This is a genomic window from Burkholderia sp. BDU5, from assembly GCF_001522845.1.
Taxonomy (GTDB): Bacteria; Pseudomonadota; Gammaproteobacteria; order Burkholderiales; family Burkholderiaceae; genus Burkholderia; species Burkholderia mayonis.
This window is the reverse complement of sequence record NZ_LOWC01000067.1, coordinates 130981-155208: the sequence shown is the minus strand read 5'-3', so window position 1 is coordinate 155208 and position 24228 is coordinate 130981. Positions and strand designations below refer to the sequence as shown.

Annotated in this window: 22 protein-coding genes; 4 read left to right on the top strand and 18 right to left on the bottom strand. The window is 68.0% G+C overall.

The genetic code is table 11. The features are described from left to right. Positions 1-208: 208 nt before the first annotated feature. The 3 genes from WS69_RS12900 to WS69_RS12890 all read right to left on the bottom strand — a co-directional run bounded on the left by WS69_RS12900 (position 209) and on the right by WS69_RS12890 (position 2565). Positions 209-586: a DUF3175 domain-containing protein gene (locus WS69_RS12900; RefSeq protein ID WP_059471146.1), complete on the bottom strand. Its 378-nt coding sequence runs from the start codon at positions 584-586 to the stop codon at positions 209-211. Positions 587-593: 7 nt separating this feature from the next. Then, a complete protein-coding gene (locus tag WS69_RS34705) occupies positions 594-1343 on the bottom strand; it encodes a hypothetical protein (protein WP_226382897.1) in 750 nt (249 codons plus the stop codon). 307 nt (positions 1344-1650) lie between these two features. Beyond that, positions 1651-2565 carry a LysR family transcriptional regulator gene (locus WS69_RS12890; protein WP_059471144.1) on the bottom strand — a complete coding sequence of 305 codons (915 nt, stop codon included), beginning with the start codon at positions 2563-2565 and terminating at the stop codon, positions 1651-1653. Positions 2566-2694: 129 nt separating this feature from the next. On the opposite strand from WS69_RS12890, the gene WS69_RS12885 reads away from it, so the two are divergent. From WS69_RS12885 to WS69_RS12875, 3 genes are all read left to right on the top strand, one after another. Beyond that, positions 2695-4002 (top strand): MFS transporter, encoded by a 1308-nt coding sequence (locus tag WS69_RS12885; protein WP_059471143.1) that lies wholly within the window; start codon positions 2695-2697, stop codon positions 4000-4002. After that, the gene (locus WS69_RS12880; RefSeq protein ID WP_059471163.1) at positions 3999-5531 is read left to right on the top strand and encodes a M81 family metallopeptidase; all 1533 of its coding nucleotides are present in this window, start codon (positions 3999-4001) and stop codon (positions 5529-5531) included. Before WS69_RS12885 ends, WS69_RS12880 begins: the two co-directional genes overlap by 4 nt. A 612-nt stretch (positions 5532-6143) precedes the next feature. Then, a complete protein-coding gene (locus WS69_RS12875; protein ID WP_059471162.1) occupies positions 6144-6911 on the top strand; it encodes a FadR/GntR family transcriptional regulator in 768 nt (255 codons plus the stop codon). Between the two features lie 72 nt (positions 6912-6983). Here the strand turns inward: WS69_RS12875 and WS69_RS12870 are convergent, their stop codons facing one another. From WS69_RS12870 to WS69_RS12855, 4 genes are all read right to left on the bottom strand, one after another. Continuing rightward, positions 6984-8444: an amino acid permease gene (locus tag WS69_RS12870; protein WP_059471142.1), complete on the bottom strand. Its 1461-nt coding sequence runs from the start codon at positions 8442-8444 to the stop codon at positions 6984-6986. An 81-nt stretch (positions 8445-8525) separates the two neighbouring features. Beyond that, a complete protein-coding gene (locus WS69_RS12865) occupies positions 8526-9599 on the bottom strand; it encodes a porin (RefSeq protein WP_059471141.1) in 1074 nt (357 codons plus the stop codon). Positions 9600-9800: 201 nt separating this feature from the next. Continuing rightward, on the bottom strand, positions 9801-10199 hold the full coding sequence (locus WS69_RS12860; RefSeq protein WP_059471140.1) for a RidA family protein: 399 nt from the start codon (positions 10197-10199) through the stop codon (positions 9801-9803). A gap of 144 nt (positions 10200-10343) precedes the next feature. Further along, positions 10344-11561, bottom strand: a complete 1218-nt coding sequence (locus tag WS69_RS12855) for an amino acid aminotransferase (RefSeq protein ID WP_059471161.1) — start codon at positions 11559-11561, stop codon at positions 10344-10346. 233 nt (positions 11562-11794) lie between these two features. Here WS69_RS12855 and WS69_RS12850 point away from each other — a divergent pair, with 233 nt between their 5' ends. After that, positions 11795-12271: an Lrp/AsnC family transcriptional regulator gene (locus WS69_RS12850; protein WP_059471139.1), complete on the top strand. Its 477-nt coding sequence runs from the start codon at positions 11795-11797 to the stop codon at positions 12269-12271. 223 nt (positions 12272-12494) lie between these two features. On the opposite strand, the gene WS69_RS12845 is transcribed toward WS69_RS12850, so the two are convergent. From WS69_RS12845 to WS69_RS12795, 11 genes are all read right to left on the bottom strand, one after another. Next, a complete protein-coding gene (locus tag WS69_RS12845) occupies positions 12495-13451 on the bottom strand; it encodes a type II secretion system F family protein (protein ID WP_059471138.1) in 957 nt (318 codons plus the stop codon). A 54-nt stretch (positions 13452-13505) separates the two neighbouring features. Beyond that, positions 13506-14483 (bottom strand): type II secretion system F family protein, encoded by a 978-nt coding sequence (locus WS69_RS12840; RefSeq protein ID WP_059471160.1) that lies wholly within the window; start codon positions 14481-14483, stop codon positions 13506-13508. A gap of 26 nt (positions 14484-14509) precedes the next feature. Beyond that, a complete protein-coding gene (locus WS69_RS12835; protein ID WP_059471137.1) occupies positions 14510-15877 on the bottom strand; it encodes a CpaF family protein in 1368 nt (455 codons plus the stop codon). A 20-nt stretch (positions 15878-15897) separates the two neighbouring features. Further along, complete coding sequence (locus tag WS69_RS12830) at positions 15898-17106, bottom strand: AAA family ATPase (RefSeq protein WP_059471136.1); 1209 nt, start codon at positions 17104-17106, stop codon at positions 15898-15900. 22 nt (positions 17107-17128) lie between these two features. Next, entirely contained in the window at positions 17129-17590 is a 462-nt protein-coding gene (locus tag WS69_RS12825) for a TadE/TadG family type IV pilus assembly protein (RefSeq protein WP_059471135.1), read from the bottom strand. After that, positions 17587-18093: a TadE/TadG family type IV pilus assembly protein gene (locus WS69_RS12820; RefSeq protein ID WP_059471134.1), complete on the bottom strand. Its 507-nt coding sequence runs from the start codon at positions 18091-18093 to the stop codon at positions 17587-17589. The genes WS69_RS12825 and WS69_RS12820 overlap by 4 nt, the downstream gene beginning before the upstream one ends. A 49-nt stretch (positions 18094-18142) precedes the next feature. Then, a complete protein-coding gene (locus WS69_RS12815; protein WP_059471133.1) occupies positions 18143-19402 on the bottom strand; it encodes a pilus assembly protein TadG-related protein in 1260 nt (419 codons plus the stop codon). Between the two features lie 25 nt (positions 19403-19427). Beyond that, positions 19428-19733: a hypothetical protein gene (locus WS69_RS12810; protein ID WP_059471132.1), complete on the bottom strand. Its 306-nt coding sequence runs from the start codon at positions 19731-19733 to the stop codon at positions 19428-19430. 20 nt (positions 19734-19753) lie between these two features. Further along, the gene (locus WS69_RS12805) at positions 19754-21805 is read right to left on the bottom strand and encodes a type II and III secretion system protein family protein (RefSeq protein WP_059471131.1); all 2052 of its coding nucleotides are present in this window, start codon (positions 21803-21805) and stop codon (positions 19754-19756) included. 113 nt (positions 21806-21918) lie between these two features. Further along, a complete protein-coding gene (gene cpaB, locus WS69_RS12800) occupies positions 21919-22767 on the bottom strand; it encodes a Flp pilus assembly protein CpaB (protein ID WP_059471130.1) in 849 nt (282 codons plus the stop codon). 46 nt (positions 22768-22813) lie between these two features. Then, entirely contained in the window at positions 22814-24196 is a 1383-nt protein-coding gene (locus WS69_RS12795; protein WP_059471129.1) for a hypothetical protein, read from the bottom strand. Between the last annotated feature and the right edge of the window lie 32 nt (positions 24197-24228).

Sequence of the window (24228 nt, the reverse complement as noted above, 5' to 3'; positions counted from 1 at the left end):
CTTCCTGCAAATCCAACAACACCGTTTCGGCCTCACCGCCTTTCCGTATAAGCCGTCCAGGATTGTTCAGGTTCGACTACGTATTCGTCGCGATCTTTCTCGTTACGCTCGTGCTGGGCGTCGCGCGACGGTGACGACCGCGTCGGGCATGCATGCGATCGGACGGCGGCGCATCGCGATGCCGACGGCCTGCGACGAGCGCTGTGCGTCAGGGCTTGCGGCCGAACGCCTCGCGCAGCCGCTTCTTCGCGCGTTCGAGCGTTTCGCGGCGCGCTTCGGGCAGATTGCGGCCCGCGCGGTTCATATAGAAATTGAGCATCGACATCGCCGACTGGAACGGCGTGCCTTTGCGTCGCGTGCTGCTGAGCGCGGAGCGCTTCAGCGATTGCGCGATCGCTTCGGGGTCGTCGGACTTGAAGACATCCGGTTCGAGGTCGAGCGCGTTACTGTGCTGCGTCACGTCGTTTGACCAGTAGCGGCCGGATTTCTGCTGCGCGATGCGGGCGCGCTTGCGGCCGGACGCTGGCGGACGGGACGCAGTCTTGGGCGAGAGGGGCTTCGGCGAAGTGGTTTTGCGGGCCGCCATCTCGCGCTCACAGCTTGATGCCGCCCGCTTCGGGCGCGTCCGACGAACCGGGTTCGACGTCGCCGGCGCCGAACCGCTCGGGCCGCCGGATCTCGACCAGCTGGCGCGTGCGCGATGCCTGCGGCGCAAGGCGGTGCGCGGCGCGCGGATGGCTGTCGGCGTGCGGGCGGCGCGGCGGGCAGGCGCGGTACGCGGTGCGCATGCCGGCGGGCACATCGGGAAGCGGCCGTCGGCCGGCGGCGCGCGAGAACAGCAGGGCGATTGCTTCGAGTATCCGCATCGCGTGCTCCTGACGGGCGGCGAGGACGCGCGAGACTCGGCTTGCGCGCCGCGTGCTCGCCGCGGTGGCGTTCGACCGACCCCGGCGGGCGGCCGTGAATCGAGAATGCAAGCAACGGACGTTCCGACGCGTACATGGCGTGTGCGTTGCGACGGACGGCGGCGTCCATCGTCGCATATATATTCCTGCGCGCGTGGACAGGCGAGCAAAGTCCGGCCCGGGCGCGCGGCGATGGTCAAAACAAGGGATACGCTCGGCCGGACTGCCGGCGTTTGCGAAACGGCGCGACATCGGAATGCGCGACATATGCCGAGAATCGTTTCGTTTCGGGAAACGATTGGGCGAATACGCTTTGAATGCCGAAAGTGGTGCGGCTAATGTGCACACATTGCGTGCATGAATGCGTAGCGGATTGACGGCGGCTGCGCGTGCGGACGGATGCCGGATATCTTCGGTATCGACGTCGTCGTCGAGCATCGGCCGTCGGCGAATGTCGTTGCCCGACGTTTGCCGAATGAATGCGCCGACGCCAAGGGAAGCGATGCGTCATCGATCGACAGACCCGACCATCAGCACGGCGTGGGCGGAACGCTTCCCCGTCCGCTCGCGCGGCAGATTCGATTCATGAATGGGTTCGGAGAATGGATTGAGCGAACGGTCTTCGGGTGCGGAGCTCGGCGTGCATCATGCGCGTTGCCCGCGTCGCGCGTTGTCGTCCGCACGCGCATATGAACCGGAAGCGGCATACATCGCCGGCGACGGCCGACGGCCCGCATATCGCGCATCAAACCTTGAACGATGGCAAATCCCGCACGATCCGCGTGAGGATTTCATTCGCCGCGCGCGGCAGCGCGCGTTCGTTATGAACGAGCACCTTGCCGCAAGGCGAGTTGAACAGCGGATTGCGCATCCGCAGCGCGACGATCCCGCCGCGTTCGAGATCTTCCTCGATCAGCAGACGCGTGAGGAACGCGACGCCGTTGCCCGAGCGCACGAAACGCCGCATCGCGGGCACCGAGTTCGTGACGAGCCGAGGCGCGAGCGGAATGTTCTCCGCATGCGCGACGGTGTGCACGATCTGTCCGACGCCGTAGTACGGCGCGGGCATCAGCGCGAGTGGATAGCCGACCGCCTCGCGCAGCTCGAGCGGCTCGCCGCGCATCGCGAGCGGATGAGCGGGCGCGACCGCGAGAAACGTCGGATGCGCGACGCTCAGGCATTCGCGAATCTCGGGCGGCAGTGACGGATTGTACGTGAGGCCGATATGCGCACGTTTGCGTAATACGTCATCTACGACGCCGTCCGCGGTGCGCACGTTCAGTTCGACGGCTACGTGCGGGTGGCGATGCAGAAATTCCGTGACGACGGAATCCATCAGATCCTCGACATAACCGACCGTCAGCGCGATTTCGACGCGCCCGCGCAGTTCGCCGTGCAGCGATTCGTGGAATTGCTCTAATCCGATCCGGCACGCGTGCGTGTATTCGACGAGGAGGGCGGCGGCTTCGGTCGCGATCATGCCGTGCTGCCGGCGCTCGAACAGCGGCGCGCCGATCTCGCTCTCGAGCAGCTGCAACTGCCGGCTGACGACGGATGGCGCGGTGTTCAGCCGTTCAGCCGCCGCGCGGATCGATCCGTGTTCGAGAGTCGCGTGGAAGTAACGCAGACGATTGAGATTGACCTGAAACGATTGATCCATACGCGTGTTGCCTTGCAAAGCAACGGCTGTACACCAAAGTTGCTGTCACTGGGATCATACAGTATGGAGATAATGAGCCAAGACAAATGAGCGCAGGAGTATGCGCATTCAGATTCCAATACGGGCCCTATGAGAGAACAGAACGCTTCCGGAAACGCGCGCTCGCGAATCTATCGAAAGGTCGACATCCGCATCCTCGGGTTTCTCGCAGTCTGTTACATCACGGCCTATATCGATCGCATCAACATCAGTTTCGCGAAGCTCGCGATGCAATCGGACCTCGGATGGAACGAGGCCGTGTACGGCTTCGGCGCGGGAATTTTCTTTCTCGGCTACATGGCGTTCGAGGTGCCGAGCAACCTGTGGCTGACCCGTATCGGCGCGCGGCTCACGCTGAGCCGCATCATGGTGCTGTGGGGGCTGACGTCGGTCGCGATGATGCTCGCGACCGACGTTACGACGTTCTACGTATTGCGTTTTCTGCTCGGCGTGTTCGAGGCGGGCTTCAGTCCCGGCATGCTGTTCTGTCTGACCCGCTGGTATCCGGAGGCGCGAATGGGACGCGCGATGGCGATGCTGCTGTGCGCGGGGCCCGTCGGCGCGGTGATCGGCGGACCGGTGTCGACGTTCATCATGACGCAGCTCTCGGGCGCGTATGGGCTGACCGGCTGGCAGTGGCTGTTCCTGCTCGAAGGATTGCCCGCGGTGCTGCTCGGCATCGTGCTGTTCTTCACGCTGTGCGAGCGGCCCGCCGATGCGAAGTGGCTGAGCGCCGACGAGAAGGCGATCCTGCTCGGCGAACTCGGTTCGGCGCCGCGCGCGGCGAGCCGGCACACCGCGTTTCGCGAGGTGCTGAAAGATCCACGAATCTATGCGATGGCGTTCTCCTACTTCGCGATCATCTGCGGCCTGTACGCGGTCAGCTTCTGGCTGCCGACGCTGCTGCGCGGCGCCGGCGTGAAGAACCTGCTGCACATCGGCGCGCTCACCGCGCTGCCGTATCTCGCGGCGATCGTCGCGATGCAGGTGATCGGTCGCCGGTCCGACAAGCGCAGCGAGCGGCGTCTGCACAGCGCGATCGCACTGCTCTTGAGCGCGGCGGCGCTGACGACGACGGTGGTCGCGGGCGACCGCTTCGTCGTCGCGATGGTCGCGCTCGTCGCGGCGACCGCGCTGATGTATTCGGCATACGCGGTGTTCTGGGCGATTCCCGCCGACTATCTGAAGGGCGATGTCGCTGCGGGCGGCATCGCGCTCATCAATTCGATCGGCCTGTTCGGCGGCTTCGTGAGCCCGACGATCATCGGCTGGATCAAGAACGAAACGGGCAGCCTGCAGGCCGGGCTGATGGTGATGGTTGCGCTGTTCGTCGCGGGCGCGATCGTGCTGCTCGCGAATCGCGTCGACGCGAAGAAATGGAGCGCCGCCGCATCATGAAGATCCTGGTCGCCGGATTCCGGCACGAGACGAACACGTTCGCTCCGAGCAAGGCGAGCTACGCGAGCTTCGCGGCGGACGGCGGGCGCTATCCGATGTCGCGCGGCGCCGAGATCCGCAAGCTGAAGGGCATGAACCTGCCGATCGCCGGCTGCCTCGCGGCGCTCGACGACGCCGGCCACGTCGCGCTGCCCGCGATCTGGGCCGACGCGATGCCGTCGGGCCGCGTCGAATCGGTCGCGTTCGAGCGGATCGCGGGCGAGATCGTCGATGCGGCGAAGCGATGCGGCGCCGACGGCATCTACGTCGATCTGCACGGCGCGATGGCGACCGAGCGCTACGACGACGGCGAAGGCGAGCTGCTGCGCCGGCTGCGCGGGGCGGTGGGCGCGCGCGTGCCGATCGTCGCGTCGCTCGACCTGCACGCGAACGTCACGCAGCGGATGCTCGACAGCGCGGACGGGCTCGTCACGTATCGCACGTATCCGCACGTCGACATGGCGGACACCGGACGCCGCGCGGCCGCATTGCTCGATGCGCTGCTCGGCAAGCGCAATCGCCATGTCCGGATCGCGCGGCGCGTGCCGTTCCTGATTCCGGTCAACGCGATGTGCACGTCGCTCGAGCCGTCGAAGAGTCTGTTCCGGCTGCTCGACCGGCTCGAGACGGGCAGCGTGCGGTCGCTGTCGTTCGCGCCGGGTTTTCCGGCAGCGGACTTCCCCGAATGCGGGCCGGCGATCTGGGGCTACGGCACGGATCCCGTCCAGCTGACGCGCGCGGTCGACGCGCTGTACGAGCATGTCATGTCGAGCGAGGCGGAGTGGTCGGTGCGCTTCATGTCGGCGGACGACGCGGTGAGGGAGGCGATCCGGATCGCGCGCTGCGCGGACAAGCCGGTCGTGATCGCCGACACGCAGGACAACCCGGGCGCGGGCGGCGGCTCGAACACGACGGGGCTGCTGCGCGCGCTCGTCAGGCATCGCGCGCCGGATGCGGCGATCGGGCTGTTCTTCGATCCGGCGGCCGCGTGCGCCGCGCATGCGGCGGGGCTCGGCGCGTCGGTCGAGCTCACGCTCGGCGTGGAGAGCGGGCTGCCGTTCACCGGGGCGTTTCGCGTCGAATCGCTGTCGAACGGCCGCTGCCGTTGCCACGGTCCGATGCTGAGGGGCGCGACGTTCGAGCTTGGTCCGACCGCGTGCGTGCGGATCGACAACGTGCGCGTCGTCGTCACGTCGGCGCGCGTGCAGATGACCGACCGGAGCTTCTATCGGATCGCGGGCGTCGCGCCCGAAACGATGAAGATTCTGGTCAACAAGAGCTCCGTCCATTTTCGGGCGGATTTCGATGCGATCGCAGATTCGGTGTTGATCGCGAAAGCCGGCGGCTGGATGGCCGCCGACCCGGCCGATTTACGCTGGACGTCGCTGGCCGACGGGATGCGCGTGAGCCCTTGCGGCGCACCGTTTTTCGGCTGCGGCGTGCGGCGCGCGCCGCACGCGGACGGGATCACGGGAGAGAGGTGGATTTAGGACGACGAATGCACTGATGCGAGCAGCCGCGCGAGGTGCGCCAACACCCGGCGCGGCCTGACCACGGAAGAATTTCAGCGAAGACCTCACCATGGCTGTCGGCATTGTACGGCAACGTCCATGCCTCGTCGCGCGCGCCGCTGCGACGAAGTTGCGCGTTGCGTTCCCTGAAGCATGCACCCGGGCGCGGTTCGCGTCCGGATGCGGCGTGCGCGCTTGCGCGGCGCACCGGCTGCGAGCATGCGGCCGTAGAGCCACTGCGCATGACGTCCGTGCGCCGCTCGTCGCCTGCACCAGTCAGTCCGTGGTCCTGCATCGACGCCGCCGCGCCGGCTCGGCGCGCGCGTCGTTCGGCCGTTCCCTGTTCTTCCGCGTCCCGCGTCCGCCCGGTCGCATCGAATCGATTGTCACGACGCGCACCGCGCCTGTCGTGCCCCATCTGCCGCCCGGTGGCCCAGTTGTCCGCGGCAGTGGCCTTGCGATCGGAACACGCTCCGATCGCGTTTTTTATTCCCGAGGCAGCGATTGCCGCAGCCGGCTTCGCCTTCGCATGCCGTCGTCGCGCCTTCCGTTTTCAGCGAAAAAACGCCGTTCCGCACATGGATGAGTCCGATGAACTCCTTAGATACCAACCATCTCCCTAGCCCGGCGCGTGCGCCGGCGAGACCGTTGAGCGACGCCGCCGAGCGCCGCTCGCTGAAGGCGTCCCCTCGCGTGCAGCGGGTGCTCGACGAACTCGTCACGCGTATCGTCGACGGCGAATTCACGTCCGGCCTGCTGCCGCCGCAGGACGTGCTCGCGCGCCAGCTCGGCGTGCCGCGCTCGGTGATGCGCGAAGTCACGCGCATGCTGACCGCGCGGCGGATGTTGCACGCCCGGACGAAAGCCGGCACGCGTCTCACGCCGCGCTGCGAATGGCGGCTCTTCGACGATCACGTGATGCAGTGGCGGATGCGGATCGCATCGGACACGGACTTCCTGCTCGACGTCACCGCGATGTGCGACCTGATCGAACCGGAGGCGGCCGCGCAGGTGGCGGTGCATTCGGACGACGTGCAGCGGCGCGCGATCCGCGCCGCGCATGCGGCGCTGCGCGAGGCGGTCGAGCCCGACGCGCTGCGCCGCTCGCTCGAACTGCTGCATGCGTCGATCGTCGAGGCGAGCCGCAATCAGTTCATCCGGCAGATGGCCGAGGTCGCGCGCGCGGGCGTGATGGCGATCGACCTGGACGCGGCGACGCTGTACGAGCGCAACGACGCGATCCGCGACGCGGCGGCGAGGCTCGTCGCGGCGATCGACGGCCGCGATGCGAACGGCGCGCGCACGGCGATGGTCGCGCTGCGCGCGGCCGTCAACGAGACGAGCCTCGACCCGGCCTGAGCAGACCCGGCCGGGCGCCGTGACGCGCGCCGTCGCGCACGCGGCGCGCGTGCGCGCACGACGGCGGCGCGCTCACCGCGATGGCGTTTCCGCTTGCGCGAGCGCCGCCGGCCGGCGGCGATATCGCACGAAGTACAGCACACTCAGCGCGACGAGGAACGGCACGCCGAACACGAGCGTCATGTGGAACTCGGGCGTGAAGTAAGTCGTCGCCATGATCGCGAGCATCAGCGCCGCGCCGGCGAGCGTCGCGAACGGGAAACCCGGCATCCGGAAGCCGGGCTGCGGCATCCCGAGCGCCGCGCGCTTGCGGCGGAAGAAGTAGTGCGTGACGAAGATCATCATCCACGTGAACATCGCGCCGAACATCGAGATCGCCATCATGATCGTGAACGACGCGTCCGGATAGACGATGCTCACGAGCGTCGCGATCGCGATGCCGACCGTCGACAGCAGCAGCGCGTTGAGCGGCACGCCGCGCCCGTTCAGCCTGCCGAGGCCGCGCGGCGCGTGGCCCGCGCACGCGAGGCTGAACATCATTCGCGTCGTGATGTAGAGCTGGCTGTTCATCGCGGACAGCGCAGCGATCAGCACGACGAAATTGATGACGCCCGCCGCGCCCGGCAGATGAATCGCGATCATCACCTTGACGAACGGGCTCTCGTCGCGGCCGGCCGCGGTCCACGGGACGATCGCGAGCATCAGCGCGAGCGTGACGAGATAGAACAGCACGAGGCGGATCACCGTCGAGCGGAACGCGCGCGTGACCGCGCGCTCCGGGTCCTGCGCCTCGCCAGCGGCGACCGCGATCATCTCGATGCTCAGATAGCTGAAGATCGACACGATCACCGCGACCCACATTCCCCACATGCCTTTCGGGAAAAAGCCGCCGTGCTCGAAGTAGTGATGAAGGCCCGGCGCGCCCGCGCCGCCGCTCGCGGTCGCATTTGAGCCCGCGCCCGCGCCCGCGACAAGCGACGGATCGACGAACACGACATAGCCGCCGATCGCGATGAACACGATGATCGCCGCGATCTTCACGACCGAGAACCCGTATTCGACCGAGCCGAACACGTCGACGCTCCGCGCATTGACGAGCACGAGCACGGCCGAGAAGCCGGCGATCCAGATCCAGCCCGGCACTGCGGGAAGCCAGTACTTCATGTACAGCGCGATCGCGGTGACTTCGGCGCCGACCGCGAGCACGATGCACGCCCAATACGCGTAGCGCACGAGAAAGCCCGCCCACGGGCTCAGGTAATGCTCGGCGTGCGCGCCGAACGAGCCTGACGTCGGGTGCGCGACCGTCATCTCCGCAAGACAGCCCATCAGCAGCAGCGAAATCAGCGCGCCGATCGCATAGCTGATCAACACGCTCGGCCCCGCGAAACTGATCGCGAAGCCGCTGCCGAGAAAGAGGCCCGTGCCGATCGCGCCGCCGATCGCGATCATCGACATCTGTCGCGCGCTCAGCGTGCGCCGCAGCCCGCCTTCGCGGGCCGCGATCGCGTGAAATTGTTCTTCCGAACTCATTGAATGCTCCTCCGATTCTCGTTATGGATCGCGGGCGCGTCGCGCGCCCGCCGGACCTGCGTGAACGATCGGAACCGTTCGTCAGAACATGTGCCGCAGCCCGACCGCGACGCCCGTCTGGTTGCCGCGGCCCGGCATCTCCGTGACGGCGCCGCCCGACACCTTGTTGTAGTCGACGGTCGCGTAGAGCTGCGTCGCCTTCGACAGTGCGTATTCCGCTTCGAGCACGCCCGCGTAGCGCTTGCCGCCGTTGCCGTCGACGCCGTTCACGTTGCGGATCGCATCGTAATAGAACGCGCCCGTGAGCGTGATCGCCGGATCGATCCGGTACGCGACGCCCGCGTAGCCGATCGCGTCGTAGCGCGGGTGATCGGCGAACGAGCCGTAGGCGAGAGCGCGGCCCGGATCGTTCAGGTAGTCGCGATCGATCGTGCCGGTCGCATCCTTGCCGCCGAGATAGCCGACGAACAGCGTCGCGGGCCCGGCGACGTAGCGGCCCGCCGCGCCCCACATCTGCTGTGCGCGGCCGTCGGCGTCGCGGGTCTGCTGATACACCGCGCCGACCGTCAGCGCGCCGTGCGTGTAGGCGGAGCGCACGCCCCAATAGGCGTTGCGGCTCATGCCGCCCGCGACGCCGCCGAAGCCGTAGCTTGCGCCGACCGCGAGGCCGCCGACCGTGTTCGCATAGCTGACGACGTTGCTCGCGTAGCCCTGCGTGAGAAAGTACGGCCACATGTTCGCCGTGTAGTTGCCGATCGTCAGCGGATCGAGATCGCCGAACAGATTGAAGCCCTCGGTCGTCTGGCGGCCGAGCTCGACCGTGCCGAAGCCGCCCGACAAGCCGACGTACGCGTAGCGGCCGAACAGGCGCCCGCCGTCCGCTTGTCCCGACTGCGGCTCGAAGCCGTTTTCGAGACGGAAGATCGCCTTCAGGCCGTTGCCGAGATCCTCGGCGCCCTTCAGGCCCCAGCGGCTGTTCGTGATCGCGCCGTTCGCCATCTGCACGGCGCCGTCGTTCGCGGCGCTGGCGTGCGTCGTGTAGCGGATGCTCTGGTCGGCGATCCCGTACAGCGTGACCGAGCTCTGCGCGAACGCAGGGCCCGACAGCGCGATGCCGATCGCGATCGGCCATGTCGATGCTCCAAACCTGTTCATCTTCGTTTCCTTGTCGATGTGGCATTGTGCCGGACGGCGGAAAGCCCTCGCCGCGCGGAACCTTGCCGCGGCGAGGCGAGCGGGCCGCCGCCGTCCGTGTTGCGACACGCTCCGCGTGCGCCGCCGCCGCCGGCGTCGTCGGCCGGCGGCGGTGCGTCGATCGAGTGACGGACTCGGGTCCGTTATTGGCGTGAACCGGCCCTAGCCTGCGGCGCGGCTCGCCGGCTGCCCGAGCGCGACGTACGCGACGAGCTCGATGCGCATGTCCGGATGCGCGAAGCCCTGCACGGCGACGCAGGCGCGGTTCGGATACGGCGCGTCGAAGCATTCGCGGTAGACGGTGTCGATGACGGGGATGTCGCGTGCGTCGGCGACGTACAGCAGCACCTGAACGACGTCCTGCATCCGAGCCTTGGCGGCGCGCACGGCCGATGCGAGGTTCGACAGCGCGAGACGCGCCTGCTGCGCGATGTCGCCGCCGACGATCGCGCCCGCCGCATCGACGGGACCGTGCGCGGTGAACATCAGGCCGTGTGCATGCGTGGCCCATGAGAACGGCTGTGCGGGCTCGGGCAGATCGACGGGGATCAGGTCGGGCATGGGGAAGCTCTTTCGGATATCTGATTGTCAGGGCGGGGCCGGGAGCGTCGCGGCGCTTGCGCGCCGCGGTTCACGCCGCCGGTTTCAGTCGGTTCCGGCTTCGACTTCGGTTCTTGTTTCGGTTTCGCTGTCGCGCGAAACGCGTCACGCCGCGGCGTGCATCCGGCGCGCCTTCAGCACCGCGGCAATCGCGTTCGCGACGTAGTCGACGTTCACGTCGCTCAGGCCCGCGACGCATGCGCGGCCGGAGCGCAGCAGGTAGACGCCGTTGTCTTCGCGCAGCGCGTCGACTTCGGCGGGGGCGAGGCCGGTATAGCTGAACATCCCGCGCTGCTCGATCAGGTAGCCGAACGACGCGCCGGGCAGCCGCGCCGCGAGCCGCTCGGCGAGCGCCGTGCGCATCCGCTTGATGCGCTCGCGCATCGCGGCGACGTCGCGATCCCACTGCTGCGCGAGCGCCGCGTCGTTCAGCACGGTCGAGATCAGCCGTGCGCCGTAGAGCGGCGGGCTCGAATAGATGCGGCGCACGCCCGCCTGAATCTGGCTCAGCACCTGCGCCGCTTCGCTTTCGTTCGCGCACGCGATCGACAGCCCGCCGCAGCGCTCGCCGTACAGCGAGAAGTTCTTCGAGAACGAGTTGCTGACGACGACGGGCAGCCCCGCGTCGGTCATCGCGCGGATCGGCCATGCGTCGTCGTCGAGGCCGTCGCCGAAGCCTTGATACGCGATGTCGAGAAACGGGATCAGCCCGCGCCGGCTGCACAGCGCGACGATGTCGCGCCACTGCTCGCGCGACAGATCGATGCCGGTCGGGTTGTGGCAGCACGGCTGCAGCAGCACGATCGCGCGCGCGGGCAGCGTGTCGAGCGTCGCCATCATCGCGTCGAAGCGGATGCCGTTCGTCGCCGCGTCGTAATACGGATACGTGTGCACGTCGAGGCCCGCCGCGGCGAACAGCACGCGGTGGTTGTCCCAGGTCGGATCGCCGATCCAGATCGCGCTGTCGGGGAAATAGCGCTTCATGAGGTCCGCGCCGAGACGCAGCGCGCCGGAGCCGCCGACCGTCTGCACCGTCGCGATCCGCTTGTCGCGCAGCGCGGCGCTGTCGGCGCCGAACACGAGCGATTGCAGCGCGCGCCGGTAGTCGGCCAAGCCTTCCATCGGCAGATACGTGTGCGCGTCGTGCCGCTCGCTCAGCCGCGCCGCCGCCGCGCGCACGCTGTCCAGCACCGGCACGGCGCCGCTTTCGTCGTAATAAAGGCCGATGCTCAGGTTGACCTTGCGCGGCTCGGGATCGCGCTGGAATGCCTGGAACAGCGACAGGATCGGGTCGCCGGGATATGCGTGAATGTGTTCGAACATGATGGAGGCTGTCTGCGGGCTGATGGGAACAGCGGCGGGGCCGCCGCGCGCCGCATCGCCCGAAGGCCGCGCCGGCGCGCCGCGGGCGGCCTTCCGGGCCGCCTTCGCTGCACGATTCATGGGGCGCATGTTATCGGCGAAAAAATGAAATGTGCTTCTGAAATCGTGCTTGAGATCGATTTGTGGTGATAGAGTCTGCGAATCGAAATCGACTTTTTGCGGGATTCTGCGAAATGAGCCTGGACCGTACCGATATGCGCATCCTTCGCGAACTGGAGAGCGACGGCCGCATCAGCAATCAGGACCTCGCGACGTCGGTCGCGCTGTCGCCGTCCGCGTGCCTGCGGCGCGTGAAGCTGATGGAAGAGCAGGGCGTGATCGAAGGCTATCGGTGCGTGATCGCGCCGAAGCGCATCGGCGTCGAATTCGAGGCGCTCGTGCACGTGGCGATGCGTCCCGACATCGACGACTGGCACGACTCGTTCGTCGCCGCGATCCAGTCGTGGCCGGAGGTCGTCGCCGCGCAGGTGGTCACGGGCGAATCGAACTACGTGCTGACCGTGCGCGCCCGCAGCCTCGATCACTTTTCCGATTTCGTGATGAACCGGCTGCATCGCGCGCGCGGTGTGATGTCGACGAATTCGAGCATCGTGCTCGCGACGCTCAAGCGCGACGGCTCGGTGCTGGATCTCGCGAGCAAGCCGGCGTAGGCGGAAGCGCGGCGGAGCGCCGTGCGCTTCTCTATTTCTATATAGGCAGTGAACGCCGTCGGGCGCGCGGCGAACGCGCCGTCGCCGAGCGCGGCGAGCGGCTTGCCGTCTACGCCCCACCCGCCGCGCGGCTTTGGGCTTGCTTGTTGTCGGCGCGGCGGGCTGACCGCCCGGACGGCGCCTGCGGCACGGCTAAGCCGCCCGGCGCCGCCGCGAGCGCCGCTCAACCTCCCGTCATCGTCGGCAGCAGCGTCCGGTAGATATGAATGAACGCGGGCCCGAGCAGCACCGTCAGCAGCGCCGGAAAGATGCAGAAGATCAGTGGAAACAGCAGCTTCAGCGCGATCTTCGCCGCGCGCTCCTCCGCGCGCATCCGCCGCTGCGTGCGCAGCGTGTCCGACAGCACGCGCAGCGACGCGCCGATGCTCGTTCCGAAGCGGTCCGCCTGGATCAGCATCGAGCTGAACGCGTCGACGTCTTCGGCGCCCGTGCGCAGCGCGAGGTTGCGCAGCGCGGTCTCCTTCGAGAAGCCGGAGCGCATCTCGAGCAGCATCAGCCCGAGCTCGTCCGCGACGATGGGGCTGCGCAGCCGCAACTCGTCGGCGACCTTCGTCAGCGCCGCGTCGAGCCCGAGTCCCGCTTCGACGCAAACGATCAGCAGGTCGAGCGCGTCCGGAAAATCCTCGATGATGACGCGCTGCCGCGACGCGATGTGGCGCGACAGCGCGGCGTTCGGCAGATAGAAGCCGAACGTGCCGATCAGCAAGAGCATCGCTGCCGGCACGTACGGAGTCTCTGCGAAGTCGGTGCCGATCAGGAACGGCATCGCGGCCGCAGGCAGCGCGAGTGCAAGCACGGTTTTCGCGGCGAAGTACAAGTGCGCCGCGCTCGGCGAGCGCCATCCGGCGTTGATGAGGCGCAGCCGCAGCGGCGAATTCTCCCAGCCGGATTTTGGCAGCGACAGCTTCGAGATCGGCAGCGAGATTTCGGCGAGCTTCTCGACCCAGACGGTCGGCGGCGTCGGGCCGTCGCCCGCCGCGACTGCGCCGCCGCCGATCTGCTCGAGACGCCGCGCGAGGCGGCGCGGCGCGAACGCGAACCACGCGGCCATCACGCCCGCGACGACGATCGCGAACAGGCCGAACAGCAGTAGGATGTGCGTGACGTTGAGATTTTCCATGACAGTCCCCGAATGTCGTTCAACGAATGATGGCTGGATGCGTCGTGCGCGGCTTCACACGCGAATCCGGATGATGTACCGCATCCACACGATGCCGAACGCCATCGACGCGATCGTGGCCCCGACGAGCAGGACGCCCGCCGGATCCTGCCAGAGCACCGCGATGAAGTCGGGATTCATGATCGCGAGGAGCGCCGCAGTGCCGAACGGCAGCAGCGTCAGGATCCACGCGGACAGCTTGCCTTCCGCCGACAGCACGCGGACCTTGTCGAACAGCTTGAAGCGCTCCCGGATCAGGAGCGCGATGCCGTCGAGCAGTTCGGCGAGGTTGCCGCCCGTCTCGCGCTGGATCAGCACCGCGATCACGAAGTAGCGCAGGTCGGGCACCGGTACGCGTGTCGCGAGATTCAGCAGCGCTTCCGGCAGCGGCACGCCGTAGTTGATCTCGTCGAACGTGATCCGGAATTCGCCGCCCATCGGCTCCGCAAATTCCCCGCCCACCATCGAGATCGCGCTCGAGAACGAGTGGCCCGCGCGCAGCGCGCGCGCGATCATGTCGCAGGCTTCCGGCAACTGCCGTTCGAGCCTGCGCATACGGCGCGTCCGGCAGCGCTGCACGAACAGCGTCGGCAGGCACGCGGTCGTGACGGCGACCGCGGCCGCGGTCCACAGCGGCAGCGGTGCGAAGCTGAGCGCGATGAACACGACGAACGGCATCGCGAGCGAGATGCAGGCAAGTTTCGCGACCGACCACGTGAGTCCCGACTGCTGGATCAGCAAGTCGAGCGTCTGCACGCGAGGCATGCGCATCAGCAGGCGGTCGAGCGGCTTCGCGTCGTTGAGCATCCGCTCCTTCAGGATCGACAGCCGCTCCTTCTGCACCTGGCCGCCCGCCGACATCGCGCGGATGCGCGCCTCGATACGCCGCGCGGCCGGGCCGTGGCGGGCGTTCCACCATTGATAGACGCCTTCGAACGCCAGCACCACGGCGACGAACAGCAGGAGAATGAAACCGTAGAAGATCGCATCCATGACAGGCTCCTTCATTCAGCGCGGGCTTACGCCACTTCGAAGCGGCGTGCGGGGTCGTACATCGCGTCCGGCAACTGGATGCCGAACGCGATCAGGCGCTCGGCGAACTTCGGCCGCACGCCCGTCGCGGTGAAGTAGCCGAGCACGTTGCCGTTTGCGTCGAGACCGGTGCGCTTGAACGTGAAGATCTCCTGCATGTTGATGATTTCGCCTTCCATGCCGGTCAGTTCCTGGATGCTCACGATCTTGCGCTTGCCGTCCGTGAGGCGTGTGGTCTGCACGACGACCGACAGCGCGGAGCTGATCTGCTGACGCATCGTCTTCGGCGGCAGCGAAAGGCCCGAGACGCCGATCATGTTTTCGAGCCGGGTCAGCGCGTCGCGCGGCGTGTTCGCGTGGATCGTCGCGAGCGAGCCTTCGTGGCCGGTGTTCATCGCGTTCAGCATGTCGAGCGCTTCGGCGCCGCGCACTTCGCCGAGGATGATGCGGTCGGGCCGCATCCGCAGCGCGTTGCGCACGAGCGTGCGCTGCGTGATCTCGCCCTTGCCTTCGATGTTCGGCGGCCGCGTTTCGAGCCGCAGCACGTGATGCTGCTGCAATTGCAGCTCCGCCGCGTCTTCGATCGTCACGATCCGTTCGTCATCCGGAATGCAGCCGGACAGGATGTTGAGGAGCGTCGTCTTGCCGCTGCCGGTGCCGCCCGACACGAGCACGTTGACCTTCGCGCGCGTGAGCGCCTCGAGCAACTGCGCCATCGGCGGCGTCAGCGTCTGGTAGTTGACGAGGTCGTCCATCTTCAGCGGATTGACGGCGAAGCGACGAATCGACATCAACGGGCCGTCGATCGCGGACGGCGGGATGATCGCGTTCACGCGCGAGCCGTCGGGCAGGCGCGCGTCGACCATCGGGCTCGATTCGTCGATCCGCCGGCCGACGCGCGACACGATCTTCTCGATCACCTTCATCAGGTGCGCGTCGTCGTAGAACGTGACGTCGGTCAGCTCGAGCCGGCCGTGCCGCTCGACGTAGACGGCGCTCGCCGTGTTGACGAGGATGTCCGACACGGTCGGGTCGCGCAGCAGCGATTCGAGCGGGCCGAAGCCGAACATTTCGTCGTAGATGTCGATCGTCAACTGCCGCCGCTCGAGATCGTTCGCGAGCAGCTTCTCGTCGTCGAGAATGCGCGCGATCAGCGACGCGATCTCGGTGCGCACCTGCTCGGCGGGCATCCGCGACAGGCGCTCGAGCTCGACGCGCTCGAGTACGGTGCCATGAATCTGGCGGCGCAGCTTCTGGTACGCTTCGTGCGCCATCGCGGTCGCCGCGCCGACGGCGTCGCTCCGGGACATGAACGGTTGCGTGTGCCGCACGGACATCTGGTCTCGCAATGACATGGTGATCTCCTCGAACGGTGTTACATCGATTTGAGTTTGGGCGTCGCGCTACGACTGAAGAGCCGTGCGATCAGCGGTGTGTCGTGCGCGCTCTCGCGGCACGGGCGCTGTCCGCCGTCGACGAGCTGCTTCGCGAACGCCTGCAGGCTGCGCGCGACGCCGCTATTGCGCGCGAGCCGGGAGAGCGGAACGCCCTGGTCGACTGCCTCGCCGACCGTGGCGGGATCGTCGGGAATCACGTGCGCCGCGCGCATGGCGAGCACTTCTTCGAGCGCCGCGCGCGCGCGGTCGGAGGCGCGCGTTTGCCGGTTCAGCACGAGCTGGATGCGGTCGGGCGGGCAGCCGAGCGACACGAGCAACTCCTGCAGGCGCCGGGCCGCGCGCACGTGCGGCATGCTCGGCTGCAGCACGACTTCGATGTGGTCGCTGCGGTCGAGCGCGACCATCGACACCGCGTTCAGGCTCACGCCGAGATCGAAGATCACGAAGTCGTAGCGCGGCGCGGCGACGCCGAGGATCCATTCGAGCGCGTCCTCGCGGAGGTCGGCGGCCTTGATCGGATCGCCCGCGCCCGCGAGCACGTGGAACGTGTCGGTCACGCGCACGACGCTCGCGTCGAGAAACGCGCCGTCCATCCGCTCGAGCTGCCCGCAGAGCTGTGCGACCGTCGACGGCGGCGTCTGGTCGCTGACGAGGAACGCGGCGTCGGCGAACTGCTGGTTCAGGTCGATCAGCAGGGTGCGGCGCTGCGAGCCTTCGGCGATCTCGTACGCGACGTTGCCCGCGACGAAGCTCGTGCCCGCGCCGCCCTTGCACGACATGAACGACACGATCCGCGTGTCGGGCGTATCGCGCTGCGTGCACTGCGCGGTCGCGCGCTTCAGCGCATCGTCGAGCGCGCGCGGCTCGATCGGCCAGTGCAGCACGTCGCGCACGCCGGCGCGCATCGCGTCGAGCAGCGTCTGCGACGTTGCGTCGGTCGTCACGAGCATGCACGTCAGGCCCGGATGCAGACGGCTCAGCCGCTCGATCGCGGCGAGCTCGGCGGTGTCGAGCGCAAGGCCGTCGATCATCAGGATGTCGAACGCATCGAGGCCGTCGGTGCGCTGCACGATCTGCGCGGCGCGGCCGACCGTGCGCGTGACGCGATAGTGGCCGGCGTCGCCGACGAGCCGCGCGAGATGCGCGAGCCGCGATGCGTCTTCGGAAGCTACGAGGATGTTGATCATGGTCGTTGACCTCGTGTGGGGTTCATTGGCAAACCGGGCCGCCCGTCGACGTCGCGAGACTTTCGCGGGGCAGCGTGGTGACGAAGGGCGGCATCGTGAGCGTGAGCGGCACGAACGGAATCAGCGTCCTGACCGTGACGTTCGTGACCGACACGGTGACGAGCGTGCAGGTGTTGCGCGCCGTCGCCGCATCGGAATCGCAGCCGGCGGGCGTATACGACAGGTTCACGTCCGCACTGCTGATGAGCGGCATCAGTTGGCTGATGCGGGTCTTCACGACGGACGCGTCGGCATCGCAAACGGTAGCCGTGCGCGCGCCGAGGCGGACCGCCTCGCTCGCGGTGTTCCAGTAGAACAGCACGCGGCCGAATTCGCAGATGCCGATCAGGATCGTGCAGAGGATCGCGGCGACGAGCGCGAACTCGACGGCCGCCATGCCGCGTTGCGCACGGCGCCGGATCAGGGAGAAGGGGCGCGCGTTCATGACACTTGCCTCATCACGGTGACGATGTTGCCGAAGGTCAAGGCCGGCAGCCCCGGAAACGCCGGGATCGGCTGGTACTGATAGCCCTTGATCTTGACCTCGACGAGATTCATGCTGCCTGCGAGATTCGCCGGATCGGGCGAGCCGTTGTTCGTGTCGTAGGTCGGCACGTTCGCGAACTGCGCCGGATCGGACGCGTCGCCGCAGTTCGTCGTGTGCGACGCATCGCACACGATGACCATCGACGTCGTCAGGCCCGGTGCGAGCTTGCTGCCGGTCGAGCCGCAGGTCGTGCTGCCGTAGACGGCGAGACATTGCGCCTGCGCGACCGGATACGCGGGGTCGTTCGACAGGTACGTCGACAGATAGCGCGTCGCGTCGCGCGTCGCCTTCGTCAGCGCTTCGTACTGGTAGATCGCGCGGCCGAATTCCGCGACGCCGGTCACGAGCAGCACGAGCGGGATCATCACGATCGCGAATTCGACCGCGACGGCGCCGCGCATCCGCGACGGACGGGGACGGAATGAGAGTCGGTTCATGATCACCTCTCGTTCATTGGAGCAGCACGGGCACTTGCGGGCCGACCGAACTGCCGTTGCCCGGCGTGCCCTGTGTCGCACACGGGCTGCCGGGCGCCGTCGACGCGCCGCGATATTCGAGATGGATCGGACCCGCACCGCCGCCGGAACCCATCGGATCGAGCATCAGCATGCAGTCCCACGACAGCACGGGCGCGCTGTGGCCGCTCAGCAGCACCGAGCAGTCGACTTCGGGCGCGAGTGCGAGACGCCTGTCGGCGCCCGCTTGGTAGTAGCTCGCGCTGTACGTGCCGCTCGTGGTGATGCCGGAAAGATGGTCGCCCTGGTAGCTCGTGAACGTCGTGCGCTTGGTCACGAAATCCGAATACGCGTTGCTCTGCGCGAGCCACGTGGTTGCGTCGTATGCGTAGCCGGTGAAATCGGGCGTGCCGTATGACGGGTCCTTGTACGGATTCGCGTAGATACCGAAGCGCGTGTTGTATGCGGCGCTGTCCGCGACCTTGTTGCCCGGCGAGCCGATCTGCGATCCGGTGGCGGGCAGCGCGCAGTAGTTGCCCGTCAGCTCGCTCTTGATCGACGACGCGCTGTTCGACCCGTCGAGCGCCGCCCACCCGAAGTTGCCCGCACCGAACGACGGCGGCGCGCCCGTCTTCGCGGCGAGCCAGTCGCCGATGTTGTACGACGCGCCGGCCACGGGCGGGCTCGTTTGCGTGCCGGCCTTGCAGACGAACACCGGGATCGCGCAGGTAGTCTGCGCGGCACCGACGGTCGCGACGGCCGTCGCGGATACCGACGCGTTCGCGACGGTCACGCCGGGCACCATGTCGAGCGTCTGGATGAACCAGTTGACGATGCCTGTTCGCGACGTCGTGCACTTCACGTACTTGATCGACGAGGGCGAGGCGATCGAGCTCTTCGGCTGAAACGGATTGCTGAGCGAATCGGTGAACGTGACGTTCGAGTTCGTCTGCAACTGAACCGGAAATTGCTCGAACTGCGCGTAGTTGAGGTGGCCGGCGGTGATGCCGGCCGCCTCGGACACGGACAAGTTGATCGTGGCGCCCGTCAGGTCGCGCGCCGCGGCGAGCGCGCATGCGTCCGCGCTGTTCTGCAGCTCGCTGCGCGTCACGTAGAGCTTGCCGAGATCCAGCGCGAGGCCGACGAAGCCGATCAGCACCGCGAGCATCAGCGCGACGAGAATCGATACGACGCCGCGCTGCCGGCGCCGCCCGCCGCGAAGGGCGGCGCTTGATGAAGAAGTGACGCGAGACATGACGGTCTCCCTGAGCGAGTGGTGGTTATTGACCGCCCGTCTTGCCGCCGCCGACGCCGATCACGAAAGCGTTCGGCGTGGGCTCGATCTGCTGGAACGACTTGTCGTAGTTCTCGAGCGCGGCGGCGGCTGACTTGCCGTCGATGCCGAGCGCCGACTTCGTGTGCTCGGCTGCGTGCGGATCGATGATCTGGGCCTGCATCACGGCGCGTACCGAATCGCCGAAGCGGCTGTCCCAGACGGGCGTGCTGTTCATGCAGCCGCCGAGCGAGGCGGCGAGCGACGCGGCGAGCACGAGGCGGCGCGTCAGCGTGAAGTAATCGAGGTTCATGTGCGTCCCCTTGCGGAAATTCAGTGGTCGACGGGCTGCGCGATCGCGCCTGCGTTGGCGAGCTGTTGCGACGGCTGTGCGGCGCCTTGGCGCTTCGCGGTCGCGCCGGCGGGAGCCGGCGCCGCGAGCGCGGCGGGCGTGGGCGATGCGGTGGCGGCCGCGGGTGCGGCGGGCACGGCCGGCGCGGCGCCCGGCACGGCGGCGCGCGCGCCTTGCCGCTGCGCGATCGCGGACGCGGACGGCAACGCGGGCGGCGGCGCGTGCACGGTCGCCGACGGACGCGCAGGCGCGGACGTCTGCGCGGCATCCTGCGCGACGTTCGCCGGTGCGGCGGTGGTCAGCGCGGCGTTCACGGGCGCAGCATTCGCGGGCGCAGCGGCAGCGGCGGGCGCGGTGCTCGTCGGCGCGGCGGCCGCCGGGGCGGCATCGACAGGGGCAGCGCTCATCGGCGCGGCATTCGCGGGTGCGGCGGCGCCGGCAGGCGCGGCATTCGCGGGTGCGGCTTCCCGCTTGCGCATCGCGCCACGGCCTTCCATGTTGCCCGTCGCATAGACGTCGACTTCATTCGGCTTCGTGAAGCTGTCGGTCGGCAGCGGCACGTCGGCGGTTTCGAGCGGCTTCACCAGATGCGGCGTGATGATGAACACGAGCTCGGTGCGATCCTGCTGGAACGACGTGCTGCGGAACAGCGCGCCGAGCACGGGCAGCTCGCCGATGCCGGGCAGCGCCTTCAGCGTGCCTTGCGCGTTGTCCTTGATGAGGCCGCCGATCGCGAACGTCTGGCCGTCGCCCATCTGCACCGTCGTCGATGCGCGCCGCGTCGTGATGAGCGGCAGGATCGACACGCCGCTCACGTTCGTCGCGGACAGCGTGACGCCCGTCGGCGACAGCTCGGACACTTCAGGCGCGACCTTCAGGCTGATCCGGCCGTTCGACAGCACGGTCGGCGTGAACTTCAGCCCGACGCCGAATTCCTCTTCCTGCAGCGTGATCGTCGTCGTGCCGGTGCCGCTGCTCTGCGGAACCGGGATGAAGATCTTGCCGCCCGCGAGGAACGTCGCTTCCTGGCCGCTGATCGTGACGAGCCGCGGTTCGGCGAGGATCTTGACCGGCTGGTCGGTGTTCTGCGCGTCGATCGAGCCGTTGAGCGGCAGCTTGTTCGACTTGCTCACGGCGATGCCGTTGCCGACGCCCGCGAGCAGGCTCGTCACGAGCGCACCCGTCCACGAGCCGAAGCCGCCCTGGATGTTGACGGCCGACCCCATCTGGTTGATCAGTGTCTTCGACACTTCGGCGACCTTCACCTCGAGCATCACCTGCTGCGGCGACGTGACGGTCAGCATGTTGAGCACGCCGCCGCGCGGGCCGCCCGCGCCCGCGCCGGCGCCCCCGCCGACATTCGTGCGGTCGCTGTACGCCTTCGCGATCGCGACCGCCTGCTGCGAGGCCTGCGCGCTCGACACGTTGCCCGCGAGGACGATCGTGTCGGCGGCGGTCGACACGCGGATGTCGCGTTCGGCGGGCATCAACTGGCGCAGCGACGTCTGCAGGCCGCCCGCGTCCGCGCCGACCGCGACGTCGATGATCTGGCACGCGCCGCTCCTGCCCTGAACGATCATGTTCGTCGTGCCGACCGACAGACCGACGAGGTAGAGCGTGCGCGGCGACACCATCGTCGCCTGCGCGACGGCGGGATTGCCGATCGTGCGGTTGCGCACCGGCTCGTCGAGCGGCACGAGCAGCGACTTGCCGAGCGGCACGCTGACGCTCGTCGCCTCGCGCATCTCGCCGACGCAGTTCGGACCGCGCAGCGGCGCTGCGGTTTCGGCGGCGGCTGCTGCGCCGGCGACGGGAGCGGGCGCCATGCTGATCGTCATCTGCATCGGCCCGCGGCCGATCGCCATCGGCGCTGCTGCGACGCCCTTCGTGATTGCGGCGTTTTCGACGGCGTCCTGCGCGGACGCGGCGAAGACGGTGAGGAGCCCGGCGCAGCACGCGGCGGTGAGCGCCGCGCCGCGCACGACGCGCGAGCGCGTCGGCGTCGGCCGGGAAAGTTGCGGTTTGGTGTCCATTTCGTGTGGTCCCCCAGTGCCCGGCGCAGTGCGCCGGGTTTGACTATCGAAAGCTGCCGGAACGCAAACGGGCAGCGGAAACGCCAGGCATCGTCAGTGCTTTGCCGCTTATGTCAGAAACATTCGACGCTGCCCGTCACGCCGGACAACACGCCGACGCAGTCGCGGCCGGCCGCGCCATGTGCATGCGCGACGACGACGCGCGTGCGCACGGGGCGCGGTTGCGCGGCGTGCACCGCGACGGGCGCTGGCACGGCCGCCGGCTGGCCGAGCAGCGTGTTCTTCGTCGCGCCGCCGGTATTCAGCGCGTCCTTGTCGACCTGGTTGCGCAGCACGAGCGACAGCGTGCCGACGCTGCGCGCGAGGTCGAGTTTTTCCGCCTGGTCGGGCGAGACTTCGAGCGTGACCGCGTTGACGACCTTCGGCGCGGTGTCGTCGCGGCTCACCTGCTGCGCGACGGCGAGCACGAGGATCTTCTCGAGCACGATCTTCGAGATGCTTTGCTGCGGATCGGCCTTCGATTGCTCCTGCGTGTTGACGATCACGTCGACGTAGTTGCCCGGCAGCGCGAAGCCCGCGACGCCGACGACGTCGTTCACGCGCACGGTGATCGCGCGGTCTCCCGGGGCGATCACGGCGGACAGGCCGCCCTTCGTGCCGATGGGCGCGAGCTTCGAACCGAGCACGGGCTCGCCGCGCGCGAGGCTCGTGCGCACGACGCGGCCTTCGAGCGACTTGACGTCGGTGAACGCGCCGGGCGGCACGCTGGCCGTCGGCCAGTTGATGACGCGGAGCTGGTTCGGGCCGAGCGGCTCGCCGAGGTTCACGTCGACCGCGGCGACCGCGACCGGCGTGACGGCACTGCTCGATGTCTGCACGAGCCATCGCGATGCGAAGGCGACGGCGGCCAGCCCCGCCAGGATGGCGATGGCGAGCATCGTGAATGCGCGACTGTTTTTCATGGCGGTACTCCTCACTAGTCGTATCAAGAGCCAATGGGCCGGACGGTTACCAATCGCGATTCGCATCCGGCGGGGTGAACGGCGGTTCATCGGGCGCAGAGCCGAAGAAGCTGCGCCACGCTTCGTGCAGCGCCTGCGGCGTGACCGTGGGCGCGTCGCCGCGGTAGCGGACGGATGCCGAGACGAGCCGCAGCAGGTCGCCCGGATAGCACGCGAGAAACGGCATCCGCGCGGGCGCGTGCAGGCGTTGCAGCAGGTAGTCGAACGTCGACGCGTCCGACGTCAGCGCGAGCGCGGCGCAGCTCGCGTCGTACACGGCGCGATAGCGGTCGACGGGCAGCGGTCCGACATGCAATTTCGAGCCGAGCCGCCGCAGGAACGCGTCGTCGCTGAACTGCGCGGGTGTGAGGTTGCTCGAGAACACCGGCCACACGTCGAACGGCATTTCGAGCCGCACGCCGCTCTGGAACGTCAATTGATCGACGTTGCGATCGAGCGGCAGCAGCCAGCGGTTCAGCAGATCGCGCGGCGCGATGCGCTGGCGGCCGAGATCGTCGACGATGTAGAGGCCCATGTTCGCCTTCACGTGCGGCGGCGCCTGGTAGTAGCCCGTCGTGTCGTCGCGGCGCAGGTCGAGCTCGGCGAGCGTCAGTTCGCCGCCCGACAGCACGATCGGCCGGCGGCACAGACGCCAGCGGCGGTCACCGCTCGCGCCGTCGGCCGCGCGCGGCGCATCGACGTGCACGAGCGGATCGTGGATATTGATGATCTCGCCCGACGCGTAGATCGCATGCGGAATCGGCACGTTGCCGCGCAGCAGCGCGCCGAGGCGCTCGGCGAGATAGGTCTTGCCGCTGCCCGCGGGGCCGTAGATCAGGAGCGGCCGGCCGGCGTTCATCGACGCGGCGGCCGCGTCGAGCATCGCCGGTTCGATCGCGATGCCTTCGAACGCCGCGTGTGCGTCGGCGCGCGCGATCGACACGCGGCGAACCGAGTGCGCGGCGACGTTCGCGACATACGCTTCGTGCGTGACGGGCGCCGGGCCGCAGTAACTGTTGCGCGCCTTCTCCTCGAGCGCGAGCGCGCGGCCGAGGTCGGTCAGGCGCAGCGTCATGTCGATGTCGGACAGGCCGCGATGCGTGACTTCGATCAGGCGCTCGCACGCAAGGAACGTCAGCACTTCATCGAGCACGACGGGCGGCAGGCAATGACGCTCGACGATCTCGGTCAGGCTCGAGCGCCCGTGCGCGAGCATCGATTTCAGCAGCAGCGCCGCGATGAAGGCTTCGTCCAGGCCGGTTTCCGCGAGCGAGCGCGGTGCGGCCGGCAGACGCGTGGCCTGCTTCATGCGGTACGCGCGCAGCGTCGGCGGCTCCGGCAGATGGGCGATCTGCGCGTCGTGTCGCGGTTCTGCTTGATCCAGGTTCATGGTTGCTCCAATCGTTGGGTGAGGGGCCGGCA

Excerpts from the sequence above, each read along its gene's own strand:
- WS69_RS12870 (WP_059471142.1), bottom strand. The coding sequence starts at position 8,444 with ATGAGTTCGGAAGAACAATTTCACGCGATCGCGGCCCGCGAAGGCGGG.
- WS69_RS12840 (WP_059471160.1), bottom strand. The coding sequence starts at position 14,483 with ATGGATGCGATCTTCTACGGTTTCATTCTCCTGCTGTTCGTCGCCGTG.
- WS69_RS12845 (WP_059471138.1), bottom strand. The coding sequence starts at position 13,451 with ATGGAAAATCTCAACGTCACGCACATCCTACTGCTGTTCGGCCTGTTC.
- cpaB (WP_059471130.1), bottom strand. The coding sequence starts at position 22,767 with ATGAAAAACAGTCGCGCATTCACGATGCTCGCCATCGCCATCCTGGCG.
- WS69_RS12820 (WP_059471134.1), bottom strand. The coding sequence starts at position 18,093 with ATGCGCGGCGCCGTCGCGGTCGAATTCGCGATCGTGATGATCCCGCTC.
- WS69_RS12850 (WP_059471139.1), top strand. The coding sequence starts at position 11,795 with ATGAGCCTGGACCGTACCGATATGCGCATCCTTCGCGAACTGGAGAGC.
- WS69_RS12890 (WP_059471144.1), bottom strand. The coding sequence starts at position 2,565 with ATGGATCAATCGTTTCAGGTCAATCTCAATCGTCTGCGTTACTTCCAC.
- WS69_RS12865 (WP_059471141.1), bottom strand. The coding sequence starts at position 9,599 with ATGAACAGGTTTGGAGCATCGACATGGCCGATCGCGATCGGCATCGCG.
- WS69_RS12815 (WP_059471133.1), bottom strand. The coding sequence starts at position 19,402 with ATGTCTCGCGTCACTTCTTCATCAAGCGCCGCCCTTCGCGGCGGGCGG.
- WS69_RS12860 (WP_059471140.1), bottom strand. The coding sequence starts at position 10,199 with ATGCCCGACCTGATCCCCGTCGATCTGCCCGAGCCCGCACAGCCGTTC.
- WS69_RS12830 (WP_059471136.1), bottom strand. The coding sequence starts at position 17,106 with ATGATCAACATCCTCGTAGCTTCCGAAGACGCATCGCGGCTCGCGCAT.
- WS69_RS12825 (WP_059471135.1), bottom strand. The coding sequence starts at position 17,590 with ATGAACGCGCGCCCCTTCTCCCTGATCCGGCGCCGTGCGCAACGCGGC.
- WS69_RS12835 (WP_059471137.1), bottom strand. The coding sequence starts at position 15,877 with ATGTCATTGCGAGACCAGATGTCCGTGCGGCACACGCAACCGTTCATG.
- WS69_RS12885 (WP_059471143.1), top strand. The coding sequence starts at position 2,695 with ATGAGAGAACAGAACGCTTCCGGAAACGCGCGCTCGCGAATCTATCGA.
- WS69_RS12805 (WP_059471131.1), bottom strand. The coding sequence starts at position 21,805 with ATGGACACCAAACCGCAACTTTCCCGGCCGACGCCGACGCGCTCGCGC.
- WS69_RS12810 (WP_059471132.1), bottom strand. The coding sequence starts at position 19,733 with ATGAACCTCGATTACTTCACGCTGACGCGCCGCCTCGTGCTCGCCGCG.
- WS69_RS12855 (WP_059471161.1), bottom strand. The coding sequence starts at position 11,561 with ATGTTCGAACACATTCACGCATATCCCGGCGACCCGATCCTGTCGCTG.
- WS69_RS12875 (WP_059471162.1), top strand. The coding sequence starts at position 6,144 with ATGAACTCCTTAGATACCAACCATCTCCCTAGCCCGGCGCGTGCGCCG.
- WS69_RS12795 (WP_059471129.1), bottom strand. The coding sequence starts at position 24,196 with ATGAACCTGGATCAAGCAGAACCGCGACACGACGCGCAGATCGCCCAT.
- WS69_RS12900 (WP_059471146.1), bottom strand. The coding sequence starts at position 586 with ATGGCGGCCCGCAAAACCACTTCGCCGAAGCCCCTCTCGCCCAAGACT.
- WS69_RS12880 (WP_059471163.1), top strand. The coding sequence starts at position 3,999 with ATGAAGATCCTGGTCGCCGGATTCCGGCACGAGACGAACACGTTCGCT.
- WS69_RS34705 (WP_226382897.1), bottom strand. The coding sequence starts at position 1,343 with ATGCTCGACGACGACGTCGATACCGAAGATATCCGGCATCCGTCCGCA.